At 52.0% G+C, this 12,701-nt stretch carries 12 protein-coding genes; 6 read left to right on the top strand and 6 right to left on the bottom strand.

Annotation, left to right across the window (positions count from 1 at the left end):
- Positions 1 to 20: 20 nt before the first annotated feature.
- The 6 genes from D3H35_RS22495 to D3H35_RS22470 form a co-directional block, all read right to left on the bottom strand.
- Positions 21 to 1,046 carry a FecCD family ABC transporter permease gene (locus tag D3H35_RS22495; protein ID WP_378125379.1) on the bottom strand — a complete coding sequence of 342 codons (1,026 nt, stop codon included), beginning with the start codon at positions 1,044 to 1,046 and terminating at the stop codon, positions 21 to 23.
- 1 nt (position 1,047) lies between these two features.
- Positions 1,048 to 2,052: a FecCD family ABC transporter permease gene (locus D3H35_RS22490; RefSeq protein ID WP_119151916.1), complete on the bottom strand. Its 1,005-nt coding sequence runs from the start codon at positions 2,050 to 2,052 to the stop codon at positions 1,048 to 1,050.
- A gap of 160 nt (positions 2,053 to 2,212) precedes the next feature.
- Positions 2,213 to 3,850 carry an AraC family transcriptional regulator gene (locus D3H35_RS22485; protein WP_119151430.1) on the bottom strand — a complete coding sequence of 546 codons (1,638 nt, stop codon included), beginning with the start codon at positions 3,848 to 3,850 and terminating at the stop codon, positions 2,213 to 2,215.
- A gap of 141 nt (positions 3,851 to 3,991) precedes the next feature.
- Positions 3,992 to 4,174: a hypothetical protein gene (locus tag D3H35_RS22480; protein ID WP_119151429.1), complete on the bottom strand. Its 183-nt coding sequence runs from the start codon at positions 4,172 to 4,174 to the stop codon at positions 3,992 to 3,994.
- Positions 4,158 to 4,637, bottom strand: a complete 480-nt coding sequence (locus tag D3H35_RS22475; RefSeq protein WP_119151428.1) for a flavodoxin — start codon at positions 4,635 to 4,637, stop codon at positions 4,158 to 4,160. Before D3H35_RS22475 ends, D3H35_RS22480 begins: the two co-directional genes overlap by 17 nt.
- A 154-nt stretch (positions 4,638 to 4,791) precedes the next feature.
- Positions 4,792 to 6,375, bottom strand: a complete 1,584-nt coding sequence (locus D3H35_RS22470; protein WP_233568095.1) for a histidine kinase N-terminal 7TM domain-containing diguanylate cyclase — start codon at positions 6,373 to 6,375, stop codon at positions 4,792 to 4,794.
- A gap of 361 nt (positions 6,376 to 6,736) precedes the next feature.
- Between D3H35_RS22470 and D3H35_RS22465 the strand changes: the two genes are divergently transcribed.
- The 6 genes from D3H35_RS22465 to D3H35_RS22440 all read left to right on the top strand — a co-directional run bounded on the left by D3H35_RS22465 (position 6,737) and on the right by D3H35_RS22440 (position 12,687).
- Positions 6,737 to 7,636: a serine/threonine-protein kinase gene (locus D3H35_RS22465; protein WP_119151427.1), complete on the top strand. Its 900-nt coding sequence runs from the start codon at positions 6,737 to 6,739 to the stop codon at positions 7,634 to 7,636.
- A gap of 378 nt (positions 7,637 to 8,014) precedes the next feature.
- Positions 8,015 to 9,058, top strand: coding sequence for a LacI family DNA-binding transcriptional regulator (locus tag D3H35_RS22460; protein ID WP_119151914.1), 1,044 nt, complete (start codon positions 8,015 to 8,017; stop codon positions 9,056 to 9,058).
- A 72-nt stretch (positions 9,059 to 9,130) separates the two neighbouring features.
- Positions 9,131 to 9,442, top strand: a complete 312-nt coding sequence (locus D3H35_RS22455) for a hypothetical protein (RefSeq protein WP_119151426.1) — start codon at positions 9,131 to 9,133, stop codon at positions 9,440 to 9,442.
- Positions 9,439 to 10,443 carry a sugar ABC transporter substrate-binding protein gene (locus tag D3H35_RS22450; protein WP_119151425.1) on the top strand — a complete coding sequence of 335 codons (1,005 nt, stop codon included), beginning with the start codon at positions 9,439 to 9,441 and terminating at the stop codon, positions 10,441 to 10,443. The genes D3H35_RS22455 and D3H35_RS22450 overlap by 4 nt, the downstream gene beginning before the upstream one ends.
- A gap of 97 nt (positions 10,444 to 10,540) precedes the next feature.
- Positions 10,541 to 11,854 (top strand): carbohydrate ABC transporter permease, encoded by a 1,314-nt coding sequence (locus D3H35_RS22445; protein ID WP_233568094.1) that lies wholly within the window; start codon positions 10,541 to 10,543, stop codon positions 11,852 to 11,854.
- Positions 11,851 to 12,687 carry a sugar ABC transporter permease gene (locus tag D3H35_RS22440; RefSeq protein WP_233568093.1) on the top strand — a complete coding sequence of 279 codons (837 nt, stop codon included), beginning with the start codon at positions 11,851 to 11,853 and terminating at the stop codon, positions 12,685 to 12,687. Before D3H35_RS22445 ends, D3H35_RS22440 begins: the two co-directional genes overlap by 4 nt.
- The last annotated feature ends 14 nt before the right edge of the window (positions 12,688 to 12,701 follow it).

The following is a 12,701-nucleotide window of genomic DNA, read 5'->3' as shown; positions in this document are numbered from 1 at the left end:
ATAGAACCTCCTGCAGTCAGTCAAGATTTTGATTTCAATAGCAAGTAAAGAAAAAAAGGAGCCCCGACCCCCGCGACCACGATTCCCGCGGGTATGGCGTTCGGATGGAAAATCGACCTTCCGATCGTATCCGAGGCAACGAGAATCGTCGTGCCAATAAGGGCGGATATCGGCAAATTGTGACGGTGCATGGGGCCGACCAGTCTTCTCGCAATATGCGGAGCAATCAGACCGATGAACCCGATGCCTCCGGCCATCGATACGCTTGCACAGGAGAGGGCGACGGCAGCTGCGAGCAGCCCGATCCGGCTAAGTGTGACCGAATTTCCCATGCCGGTGGCGATATCGTCGCCAAGCGCGAAGATGTCCAGCGTTCGACTGCGAGAGTAGATATAAGGAACGAGAACAACGATCCAAGGAAGCAGCGCCGCGACGTTAATCCAGTCTCTTCCCCACACGCTCCCGGCTAGCCAGCGGGCGGCGAACGCATACGTATCCGGATCAAGCTTCAACGACAGGAATAGCGTCGCCGCGCTGAAGCCGGCTTCCATTGCAATTCCGACCAGAATGAGCCGGATAGGCATAAGTCCTTTGTAGCGGTCATAGGCCAAGATGAAGATTAGGAGCGCAATGGCCGTTCCCCCGACGAAGGTGAAGAGAGGAATGAGCAGCGACGAGGGTCCCTCCATCGTTCGGAAGAAGGAGACGAATACGATTAGCCCGAAGGCGGCTCCTGCATGGAGGCCGACAATTCCCGGATCGGCAAGAGAGTTGCGGGAGACGGCCTGCAGAACGGATCCGGCCACACCGAGTCCGATACCCGCGAGAACGGTGATGGCGATACGGGGAAGCCGGTATTCGAGCAGAACGATTTTGCTATCCGGAGTTCCCGAGCCTAGCAGGGTATGCCACAACTCCTGGGTCGACAAGCGGACGGTCCCCGTATTTAGACTAACCACGATAAGCACTAATGCCCCCGTCAACAAGACAATGCCGGTACACCAAGCTCTCTTGCTTCTCTCCATATTCGTGAAGCTTCGCGCCATTCTACATCGATCTCCCTTCCTTGCGAGCCAAATAAAGAAAGAAGGGTACACCGACCAAGGCGACCATGGCGCCGATGGCGAACTCCTTCGGCGGATTCACCATTCGCGAGGCGAAATCGGCCCATACGAGCAGAATGGAGCCAAGCAAAGCGGATAAGGGCAGCACAACCCGGTAATCCACGCCTACTAGACGGCGCGCGATATGGGGAACGACAAGGCCGACGAAACCGATCGCCCCCGCAACGGATACGGAAGCGCCTGCCAGAATAACAGCGGCCGTCATCCCTAGAATGCGTACCCGTCGAGTATCGATTCCCAGGCTTACGGCTGACTCGTCGCCAAGAGACAGGAACGTAATGGAGCGGCCCATTGAAATCGCCCAAATCAACGCAGCCAGAATAATGGGCGCTAGCAGCTTCAATTGCGACCACTTCACTCCCGCGACGCCTCCCGCATACCAGAAAGCGAGATCTTGGCTGAGATCGAAGTAAATGGCTATACCGGCGCTTAACGAGTGAAGCATCGCTGCCACAACCGCTCCGGCAATGGTCAGTCTTATCGAGGTCAGTCCCCCCGGGGTCGCGCTTCCGAGCAGAACAATGAGAAGAGTGGCAATCGCCGCCCCGGTGAAGGACATGACGATCAGTCCGGAATAAGCGAGGCCGGGAAGGAAGGCGAAGCTAAGCGCCACGACGAAGGACGCACCGGCATTGACGCCCAGAATTCCCGTATCCGCCATCGGATTGCGGGTTACCCCTTGCATAATCGCACCCGCAGCGGCGAAAGCCATCCCGGTTACGACCGCGCCCAGCACTCGGGGGAGGCGAATGTCGTGGACGATTTGATCCGAGGTTGCTGTTGGATCATACTGAAAAACTGCCGACCATACCGACGATAAGGATAGGCTCTTGGCTCCGTAGGAAATGGCTATGAAAGTTGATAGGATCAATATGGCGACGGCAGCGATGAACCACAGACAAATCGCGTATGTTTTTTTGGGCTTCATATCGTAGTTGTAGGTCCGCAACCCCCTTGGAAACAGAAATGATAATTATTATCATTTACTGATTATAGCCGTCCCATTCGATTCGTACATGTCATTATTCAAGTTTGTTCTCATGGATTTTTCTTGGATAAGACCGGATTCATCCGATCAGATCAGCTCGCTAATAGGGGGCTGATCCGGTGAGAAGCTGTGCAGCGGCTTCGAGCTGTACATCAAGCATGGAGGGGGCATAGATCATCCACTTGTCCCAGTTGAGAAATCCAATTTTGTTGGCGCGAACGGCCGGATGCATCATCCAGGACGAACTAGTGCGGATTAAGCGGTGAACCCTCTTAAGATCTTCTTCGTTCCCGACGACGAAGAACAGGAAATCAGACTCGTAATGGATGAGCTCGTCTTCCTGGATAGCTATCCAATTATGAATCGTCCCTGCCGGATAAGGCTTCATGCGTTTCGCGACAGCATCCGGCGGAGCCAGTCGAAGTGACCGATAGAAGACATGGCCGATATTCCTCGCGCCATAAATTCGCAGCTTCTCCCCTCTTGCCACGCAAATCGTTACCGTGCTCTGGCCGATTGCATGCCGAACCCGGGCTCGTAGACGCTCCGACTTTCGCTCATGAAGCTCCAGCCACTGCTTAGCTTCCGGTTGCTTGTTGACCAGTTCGGCGATGTTGGACAAGTGGGAGTACACATCCTCCCCCGACCATGGAATGGAGATGATCGGGGCGATGTCATTAATGTTCTCTCTGGCTCTCGGGAGAACGTTGTCTTTGCATAGTATGAGGTCAGGCTGCGCATCGATAAAAACTTGTCGATCGATTTCCCATGGATCGATGGCATGCTCCGGCAGCTTCAACGCGACCGTCTGAATGGGAAGGAAGGGATGCAGTTGAGCGGCGCTCGGTACGATTCCAAGAGTATGAAGATGATCGGTGTAAGGGAAGGACAACGATACGACTCTCATATCATCTTTTTTGGCAAAGGAATTGGGGGCGATTCCGCTCGTTTTCTTAAATCGGCGGCTGAAATAGAATTCGTCCTCGTAACCCACATCTCGGGCAATATCGCGTATCGGCTTGTTGGTGAGAAGGAGAAGCTCCTTAGCTTTGCTCATGCGCAAATCGGTCAGGAACGAGACAGGCGGCTTCCGCATCGATTGCTTGAATACATGTGTGTAATAAGTCGGATGGAGCCGAGCTAGCCCGGCTAGCTTATCGACTCGAATATCTTCCCTGTAGTTGCGCAATATGTAGCTGATGGAGCGATTAAGACGGGTTTCCACATCGTCTTCGTCGGCGGCTATGGAAGCGGCGTTTAGCAGATCGTCCAGAATGTCATAGAGATATTGTTGACCGAGGAAGCGTCTGCGCTCTAAGAGCGCTTCTCCTTCGGAGGTCAGCAGCCGGCAGAGACGCTTGAAGCGGCCGCCGCTCATCCGATGCTGTCCTTGGAAGGGGAAAGTCAGGTCCCGAACATATGAACGCTGGTAATCCGATCCGGCGACTGTCCGGAACAAGTCGAACATAACCGCGTAGAGCTTCAACCCGGATCCGGGTTGGAGCTGCAATTCCAGCCTTGTTCCAGGCGCGTACATATAGAAGCTGTCCCGAATAAGCTTGGAGGGATGGCCATTAACGATGAGCGTGCCGGTTCCGGCGTCTAGGAAGATCAGGGCGTGATGCTTGATCGACTTGAGCCGCTTCATCCAATCAGGAGGCTGGTTGTCGCAGCGGGCTTCTACGATCTCGAACATCGTGCCTTTCAAAAAGTCGTTTTCCACCGTTCGGGTTCTCATCGTTTTCCACCTTTTGAATCATTTCGTAAATGGGAGATAACGAGCCTTCGCTCTAAACATCTCTATTAGACAAAGGGCCGACCAATCCCCCCTTCGAGGATGCGGCCGGCCCTTCCATATTCCGAACGAACCGAACAACGGTCAGCTTTTTTTTGCCGGCGCGTCGTAGTCCGAGACCATTTTGTCGCTGCCGATCGGGCGCGACATTAGCGCAAGCAAGGAAAGTGAGGGCTCCGTCTCGCCGCTTGGACCCAGATGCTCCCGTTCAATCCCGTGATCTTTGTTATTCTGAATGGATTGACAATAATTATACAGCAGACCCATGAGGAATCTCCCCTCCGTCTCCCCTCGCGCTTCGCACGAGCTGCTCGCCGAATTGTCTGCAAACCTCTTTCTCGTCCTCGCTAGGGGCAAACTCGATTTTTAACCCTTCCAGAACGACATCCGAACCTCGTGCCTTCAGTCTCTCGATGAGAATATCAACGGCCACGCCGTACTCCGGATAGTTCGAGTCGCAGGAACCGAATACCGCGGATTTTACTCCCGACAGATTCAGGTCGTTCATTGCTTCGTAGAAATCCAGGAACTCGTCGGGAAGCTCGCCATCCCCCCACGTATAGGCGCCCAGGACAACTGCGGCGTATTGGGACAATTCGGCGGCTTGAGCATCCATAACCATCTTGACGGTTAACGTCCCTCCCGCAGCGCGAATGCCTTCCGCAATCGCATCGGCCATCTCCTCCGTATTTCCTGTCATGCTTGCATAAACGAGCAGTACATTCGCCAACTCTTTGTTCTCCTTTCAATGGGTATGATGAAAAGACATTTGGATAGTCAAGGATAGTTATAAAATCATTGTTTGTTTATTTTAATTGAAAATGATTATCATTGTCAATTTTAAAGTGAGAAAATAAAAAGCCCTCATTAGAGGGCGATAAGCGCTATCTCATAGCGGGAGTCGGTCCCTGTGCCGCATACTCACTGACGCGGTTGCGCCCATTGCGCTTGGATGCATACAGCGCTTCGTCGGCTTTGCGCAGCAGCGTGTCCAGCGTTTCGTCGCGGCCGATCTCGGCCTGTGCGACTCCGAAGCTTGCAGTTACGGCAATCTCTCCGCCTGCCGTTAGCAGGGGGTGCGCTTCCAGTTCTGCGCGCAGACGCTCGGCTATCGAGCTCCCATCCAGAAGAGGGCTGGACGGCAGCGCGAGTACGAATTCCTCGCCTCCGTAGCGGGCGAATAGCATGTCTGCGGAGAGCAGCCGTCTGCACGTGGATACGACATGCACGATAAGCTTGTCTCCCGTCTCATGGCCGAAATTGTCGTTAACGCGCTTGAAAAAGTCGATATCGAACAGCATGACCGTAAAAGGGTTTCCTAGCCTGAGGGATTCAGCAAGCATCTCCCGGCCGCGGCGAATGAATTGCGTACGATTGAAAATTTGCGTAAGGCCGTCATAGAAAGCCTGATGCTCAAGCTCTTGCTGAAGCCGCTTCAACTCGGTCACGTTGATGAGCATGAGCAGGCTGCCGGCTTGTTCACCATTCCGATGCCGCAGGACGGAAGAGCGCACTTCATAGAATCGTTCCATGCCGTTGGAGGTCCACGCCAGTTCCTCCGCACTGCCATCCGGCTGACGAATGAACGGAAAGGACGCTCCGGTCAGCTCTGTCCATACTTGATCCAACGTTCTGCCGAGCATGGCCGGCCGTAACGAAGGGATCATCCGTCCGACGGCCCGGTTGTAGTCGATAAGCCGTTCTGCCGAATCGAGAACGATAACGCCTTCTCCCATGCTGTCGAATATCGTTTCTTTGGCGATAGGAATGACGGTGAGCATCTTGATCGATAGAATGGCCCATATGTATAGTCCTGAGGTGATGCACATGACCATCGGCACCGGATCGATTCCCGCAGGCGTCGCACCGACAAGGTACAGGAACGCGGTGACCATTGGAATCAACTGTCCGCAAATGAGGGTGAACAGCTGCAGCCGATACGATTTTCGCGTCTGCTTCCAGCGGCTCAGCAGCAGCGCGGCAGCGGCCAGCAAGCAGCTGAAGGTATAGATGCCGTGAACGATGTACCATTCTCCGATCTCAATATCCAGAAGGGGAGAAGGGAGGTTCTCCTTGAGCCTAATCACTTTGTAAAACAGATGATGATAATCGTTGGTTGCGACCATTAGCCATGTAATGGACGGGACTACGAGCAGAGCTGCCGCACCCTTCCGCGAAACCTTCCACCCCAGATAGTGGAGAATGAGCATTAAGCCGAGCGGCGCGGCGAAGGGCATTCCCATATATTGAATGACGGTCCATAGCTTCACCTTCCAGAGAGTATCGCTGGCCAGCTCAAAGGCATAGGCGAAGCTGTAGATGGATAGCGCTATCGTATAGATGATGAAGGTTCGAGCGCCCGGAATTTCGCTCCGTCTGAAGAAGACGTATAAGCTGAGAAATGCGTTGAATACGCCCGATACGCTGACAAGCGTAATGTACATCGTCAATTGCGAATCCATCGTCATCCGTCCCCATCCGTGTTGTCTATGCTGTAATGGTATCATAGGTTGTGCACGGCTGTGCAACGTTTTTCATCCCGGCAGGATGACTGACAAGCTTACTTAGCTCTATCACTTCAACTGCAGCTGCAGAACGTAACCATAGAGCTATCGAATAATCGTCCGAGGCGACTGCCCGGGCGGTTTTCTTGTAGTATTTCACCTTTACTTAAATAAACACAAATTATATATTTTAACTAATCATTGAGCAGGAGGGGTTGTCTTATGCCAAAGGAACTTAACCGTATTCGGGCGCAACAAACTCAGGGGATAACGCCAAATTAGCCCGGCAAACAGCGTGATTCCCCGTCAGATCAGGGAGGAACGTATGGAAAAAGACTCTGTAATAAATGATCCGATTTCTATTCGGCTAGGAGACGTTACTTTTCAGCTTCAAGAGCATCACGATTTTCGATGGCTGAATCATCTGGGGAATGCATTCTGCGTATTCGACCAGCAGGATTCCGGAAATATTAGTTTCGGCATGGAAATAAACGGACGGAAAAGATTTATTAATTATGCCGGTGCAAGCCCTCTTGCGTACACAGGGAGCCCGGATGATGCGGTTGCACGCTTGTTAAGAGCGATACCTTTGTATCAACAGCTAGAGCATCCCGCACTAATCAAGCTGGTTGACCACTTCGCAGTCGATAAGGGACATGCGGCGGTGTTCGAGTGGTTTGAAGGAGAGTGCTTGCACTCGCATTGGTCCTTCCCGCCGCCGGCTAAATACAACCATCCCGGCTCGCCGTTTTATCGATTTAAGCAACTGCCGATAGAAAAACGTTTGGACTCTATGGATACTATCCTTTCTTTTCACGAGCATGTCGAAGCCAGAGGATACGTCGCTGTCGATTTTTACGACGGGAGCATCCTGTATGACTTCAAAAACGATATAACCCGCATATGCGACATTGATTTTTACCGACAGGCGCCTTCTATCAATGATTTGGGAGAGGATTTTTGGGGCGCAATGCGTTCGAAATCACCTGAAGAGTTTATTTTAGGCGCTCCAATTGATTCCAGAACTAATGTATTCAACATGGGAGCCATTGCATTCGGCTTGCTGGGCGGGGAGATGGACCGTTCCTACTCCGGATGGGATGCCGGACCATTGCTTTACGAGGTGGCTTTGCGTGCAGTCAGCGATCGGCGCGAACTAAGATATGCTGCGGTTGCTGAATTTAAGAGGGCATGGGACACAGCGCGTAACAGTCAACATTTATGATTTTTTGAACACCGCTTTAAGAGCGTACATGTAGGGAACACAAGCCTCCCCCACCTTGGCCGTGGTTGGAGGCTTGTGCATTTGTAGACGCTTTATAGCTATTTAGGCGTACATTTTGAGAAGATTGGACAACCCGACGATTGAAAAAAGAGATTCCGAAAGTTGAGGTAACGATTTATCAAAAATAGCATTGACAATAATAAATCCCTATAATATATTATCATCATGTTGATGAAACGTTTCATCAATCACAAGCAACTTACCGGTGAAATTTGTCGGAAGCCTTGGATTGGACTATGCTGCTATCTTCTGCTATATTCGGTATAGTTTGCAGCACGATAGATGAAACGTTAAATCACATTTGGATAGGTGAATTCGGTGGGAAAAGTAACGATTAAAGACGTCGCCAGACGAGCGAATGTATCGGTCACGACCGTGTCCAACGTTCTTAACAATTCGGGTCGGACATCTCCCGATACCATTCGCAAGGTTAGACAAGTGATCGAGGAGATGGAGTTTTCTCCAAGCGCCTCCGCCCGTAATCTGCGGGACAAAAAATCTCATTTGATCGCGGTCGTCGTCCCTTTCCTTGAGAAAGGCCGGCTTCAGGACAATCCGTTCTACTGGCATCTGGTGCTGGGTGTTGAGGAAGGAGCCCGCAACCATCGGCTTCATGTTATTCTGCTCGGAGTGGACGAGGAGGAGAGCTTTTCCTTCGTCCAAGAAAGACATCTGGACGGCTTGATTGTCGTCGGCACTTATGAACAATCCCCGATTTTCAAAAAAATCTTATCCTTGGATGTCCCTTGCGTATTCATGGACAGCTACTTGTCCGATCCGAACCTTTACCAAATATATTTGGACGATGAAGTGGGCGGGTATTTGGGCACCAAGCATCTGATCAGTCTGGGCCATCGCCGAATCGCGCTCCTTACCGGCAAAATTCTGGAGGGCGGAGTCAGCCACATGAGGTGGCTCGGCTATTGCAGAGCGATGGAAGAGGCGGGCTTGCCTTACGATCCGGATTTGATCCGGGAAGAACCGGTGTCGACGATCGGCGGATACCAAGCGGCGCAATACATTACCGATGCAAGGAAGCAAATTACGGCTGTTTTCGTATTTTCCGACGTGGGCGCGATGGGTCTGATTAAAGGGCTTCACGAATTGGGAGTACAAGTGCCGAGAGACGTATCCGTCGTTGGCTTCGACGATTTATTTTACACCGATTATATGCTTCCGTCTCTTACGACGGTTAAGCAGGATATCGCGGAAAGGGGTAACATCGCGGTTCAGCTTCTGCTCGACCAAATCAGCGAAGAGCTCCGTTACGACTCGCGAAAGGTGGTGTTGCCGGTTAGCTTGAAGGTTAGGCAAAGCACAGCTCCGGTCAGTCCTCATCATGATGAAAATCGTGCAGATTAGGCAAGCTTCTTTGCCTGCGCACATTATGAAAGCGCTTTCATTTATTATATACAAAAAGGATGGGTGTCATTCATGTTAAAAAGATCGGTTATCACTTCGCTCGTATTCACGCTCGTACTCGTGTTGGCAGCTTGCGGAAGCGGCAATAACAACGAAAAACAAACCCCTGCGCCAACCGCAACGGAAACGCCGTCGGCCAGCCCTTCGTCGGCGGGTGTGGAATCCGCAGGCGATATCGAGCCGGAGCCCGGCGCGAAGCTGCTCGTATGGGACGGCAAGGACGGAGTGCCGTTTCTGAAGGAAATTGCCAAGCAATTCACGGCTGAATACGGCATTCCGGTCGAGGTTCAGGAGCAAGGGGGCCCGAGCAGCTGGAGAAGATGAAGACGGATGGTCAGGCAGGAACCGCAGCGGATATTTTGACGCAGCCTCACAATGACCTGGGCAATGCCGTAAAAAGCGGATTCGTGCTGCCGAACGATTATTACGAAGAGCAGACGAGAGAAGAGTTCATTCAGCCTGCGGTCGACGCCGTGACGAACAACGGAGTGCTGTACGGTTACCCGAGAAATATGGAAACCTACGCTCTATTCGTCAACAAGGATTTGGTTAAGGACGCCCCTCTCAATACTTGGGACGACATCATCGCCTTCGCGAAATCGTTCAACGACATCAAGAACAACAAATACGGCTATATGTCCCGTTTGGATACGCTCTACTTCCTCTATCCGTTCTTCTCCGGCTATGGCGGCTACGTGTTCGGCAACAACGGCACGAACCCGGACGATATCGGTTTGAACAACGAGGGCTCGGTTGAAGGCATGAAGTTTTTCCGTACGCTGAAGGAGATTTTGCCGATGGCTCCCGCCGACGCTTCGGACGATATCAAAACTTCGCTGTTCCAGGATGGCAAGCTGGCCATCAATCTGGACGGCGTCTGGAATATCGGCAACTTCTCGAAGCTTGGCTTCAACGCCACGATGATTCCGCTGCCTACGCTGCCGAATGGCAAGACTCCAATCTCTTTCGCAGGCGTTAAAGCGTACTACGTAAGCGCATATTCGAAATACCCGAACGCGGCGAAGCTGTTCGCAAGATATGTGACGTCGAAGGATGCGCTGTTGAAAAACTTCGAAATGTCCGGCTTCATCCCGGCGCGCAAAGGAATGGCGGAAGAGTCTGCTATCAAGAACAACGAAATGGTAGTCAGCGCTCTGAAGCAGCTTGAGAACTCCATGCCTATGCCTTCGATTATCGAGATGAACTCCGTCTGGGTTCCGATCCAGCAAGCGATGGAGCTGATCTGGAACGGCGGAGATGTGAAGGCGTCTCTTGATAAAGCCGTCGACGATATTCGAATCGGCATCTCCACGCAGAACGACTAATTAATCCGAAGAGATCAACAAGCCATCAACCGTCTTCATAGATGGGGGATGGCTTGAATACTCGACGAATGTACGGGCAATAAAGGGGGGCTATCCAGTGTCACGGCATCGAAAAACGGCAGCGAGTCTGTCCGTCCTCGGCATGGGATTGGGACAAGTATACAACCGTCAGTATATGAAAGGGCTTCTCATGCTGCTCCTTTATTTTACGGGGCTTTATTTTATCATCACCGTTCTTCCGAAAGCGTTATGGGGCTTGGTGACATTAGGGGATAAGGCGGATCGGCTGGAAAAGGTCGGCAGAGTATACGTCAACGTGCGGGGCGATCACTCCATCTTCCTGATGGTGGAAGGAATTATCGCATTGCTGGCGGCTCTAGTGCTGGTTTATATCTATGCTTTGAATATTCGCGATGCCTATCGGGTAGGGAAGCTTCGGGACGAAGGGGGGACGGCGAACGGGTTCGGAACCACCGTAAAAAGGATAACGGAAGAGCGGTTCCCGTTGCTGGTTTTGTCCATTCCGCTGCTCCTCGTTGTATTCTTCACGGCGATGCCGATTTTGTTCATGGTGCTGCTTGCCTTTACCAATTTCTCCTTCCCGAACTACTTGCCTCCGGCGAAGCTCGTCGATTGGACCGGGTTCAAGTCGTTTGTCGACATGTTCAATGTGAAGGCGTGGAGCGGAACCTTCATCGGAGTAACGGTGTGGACGCTTATATGGATGGTCAGCGCAACGGTCACCGTCTTTTTCGGCGGCTTCCTCGTCGCGCTCCTCGTGCAAATGAAGGGCATCCGGTTCAAAGGATTTTGGCGGACGCTCTTCATTATCCCTTATGCCATTCCTCAATTCATTTCGCTGTTGATTATGAAAAACATGTTCAACGGCCAATTCGGCCCTATCAACCAATATTTGTCCTATTTCGGCCTTGGCAAGCTGCCGTGGCTGACCGATCCGTTCTGGGCCAAGGTGACGGTCATTATCGTCAATATCTGGATCGGCTTCCCGATCACCATGCTGATGATTATCGGCATACTCTCCACCATCTCAAAGGACCTGTACGAAGCGGCGGAGATGGACGGAGCCAGCGGCTACCGGCAATTCAGAGCGATTACGCTGCCGTCGATTATGTACGCTTTCGGACCGATTCTCGTCATGTCGTTCGCCGGCAACATCAACAACTTCAATCTGATCTTCCTGCTGACAGGGGGAGCGCCCGCCAATGCGGACTACAAGTTCGCGGGCAGCACGGACATTCTGATTACGTGGCTGTACAATTTGACGCTGACCCAAGGGAAATACAATTACGCCTCAGTCATCGGCTTGTTTATCTTCATCGTTATTGCCTCCTTGTCCATATGGAACATTAGAAGAACGAAAGCTTTCAAGGAAGAGGGTGACTTTCATTGAAGAGCCGCCAGAAATCGAACGTTATCAAGCTCTCTTTCGGCTACCTGGCTCTGACCCTGATCGGAATCGCGTGCATGTATCCCGCTCTGTGGGTAGTCATGTCCTCCTTTCGTCCGGGCACGGCGCTGCACAGCGAGCAACTGATTCCCCATTCTTTTACGTTGGAGCATTATCGCACCTTGTTCGACAAATACCCTTTTGCGCAATGGTTCGCGAATACGCTGAAAGTTTCCTTTTTTACTATGATCTTCTCTACCATTATCGTCACGTTGACGGGATACGTCTTCTCCAGATTCCGATTCAAAGGGCGCAAGAAGATTATGCTCGGGCTTCTCGTGATCGGCATGTTTCCGGGCTTCATGAGCATGATTGCGGTCTACATCCTGCTGCTGCAGCTGAAGCTGCTGGATACGCATATGGCGTTGATCGTCGTTTATTCCGCGGGGGCGTCCATGGGCTACCTGTATGTCAAAAGCTTCTTCGACACGATCCCTTCCAGCTTGATCGACGCGGCCAAGATCGATGGAGCGAGCCATTGGACGATATTCGTGAAAATCATGCTGCCGCTGTCGAAGCCGATGCTCGTCTTTATCGCGCTTACTTCTTTCAGCAGCGGCTTCGTCGATTTTATTTTTGCCAATATGGTATTGACCGATGACGACAAGCTTACGCTCGCCGTAGGTCTGTTCAAGATGGTCAAGATTAAGTTCGCGACCGAATTCACGTTGTTCGCGGCCGGATGCGTGCTCGTCGCCGTCCCGATTACGCTGTTGTTCGTCTTTTTGCAGCGGTTCCTGATCGAAGGGCTGACGGCCGGGGCGGAAAAAGGATAATGCTGCTAGATAGG

It is taken from the genome of Cohnella faecalis (assembly GCF_003570905.1).
In the GTDB taxonomy this organism is placed as follows: domain Bacteria; phylum Bacillota; class Bacilli; order Paenibacillales; family Paenibacillaceae; genus Cohnella; species Cohnella faecalis.
The sequence above is the reverse complement of the archived record's forward strand: the minus strand, read 5'-3'. Positions and strand labels throughout refer to the sequence as shown.

What these genes read in the sequence shown, in the direction of transcription:
- D3H35_RS22495 (WP_378125379.1), bottom strand. Translation starts at nt 1,046, where the DNA reads ATGGCGCGAAGCTTCACGAATATGGAGAGAAGCAAGAGAGCTTGGTGT.
- D3H35_RS22490 (WP_119151916.1), bottom strand. Translation starts at nt 2,052, where the DNA reads ATGAAGCCCAAAAAAACATACGCGATTTGTCTGTGGTTCATCGCTGCC.
- D3H35_RS22485 (WP_119151430.1), bottom strand. Translation starts at nt 3,850, where the DNA reads ATGAGAACCCGAACGGTGGAAAACGACTTTTTGAAAGGCACGATGTTC.
- D3H35_RS22480 (WP_119151429.1), bottom strand. Translation starts at nt 4,174, where the DNA reads ATGGGTCTGCTGTATAATTATTGTCAATCCATTCAGAATAACAAAGAT.
- D3H35_RS22470 (WP_233568095.1), bottom strand. Translation starts at nt 6,375, where the DNA reads ATGACGATGGATTCGCAATTGACGATGTACATTACGCTTGTCAGCGTA.
- D3H35_RS22465 (WP_119151427.1), top strand. Translation starts at nt 6,737, where the DNA reads ATGGAAAAAGACTCTGTAATAAATGATCCGATTTCTATTCGGCTAGGA.
- D3H35_RS22455 (WP_119151426.1), top strand. Translation starts at nt 9,131, where the DNA reads ATGTTAAAAAGATCGGTTATCACTTCGCTCGTATTCACGCTCGTACTC.
- D3H35_RS22450 (WP_119151425.1), top strand. Translation starts at nt 9,439, where the DNA reads ATGAAGACGGATGGTCAGGCAGGAACCGCAGCGGATATTTTGACGCAG.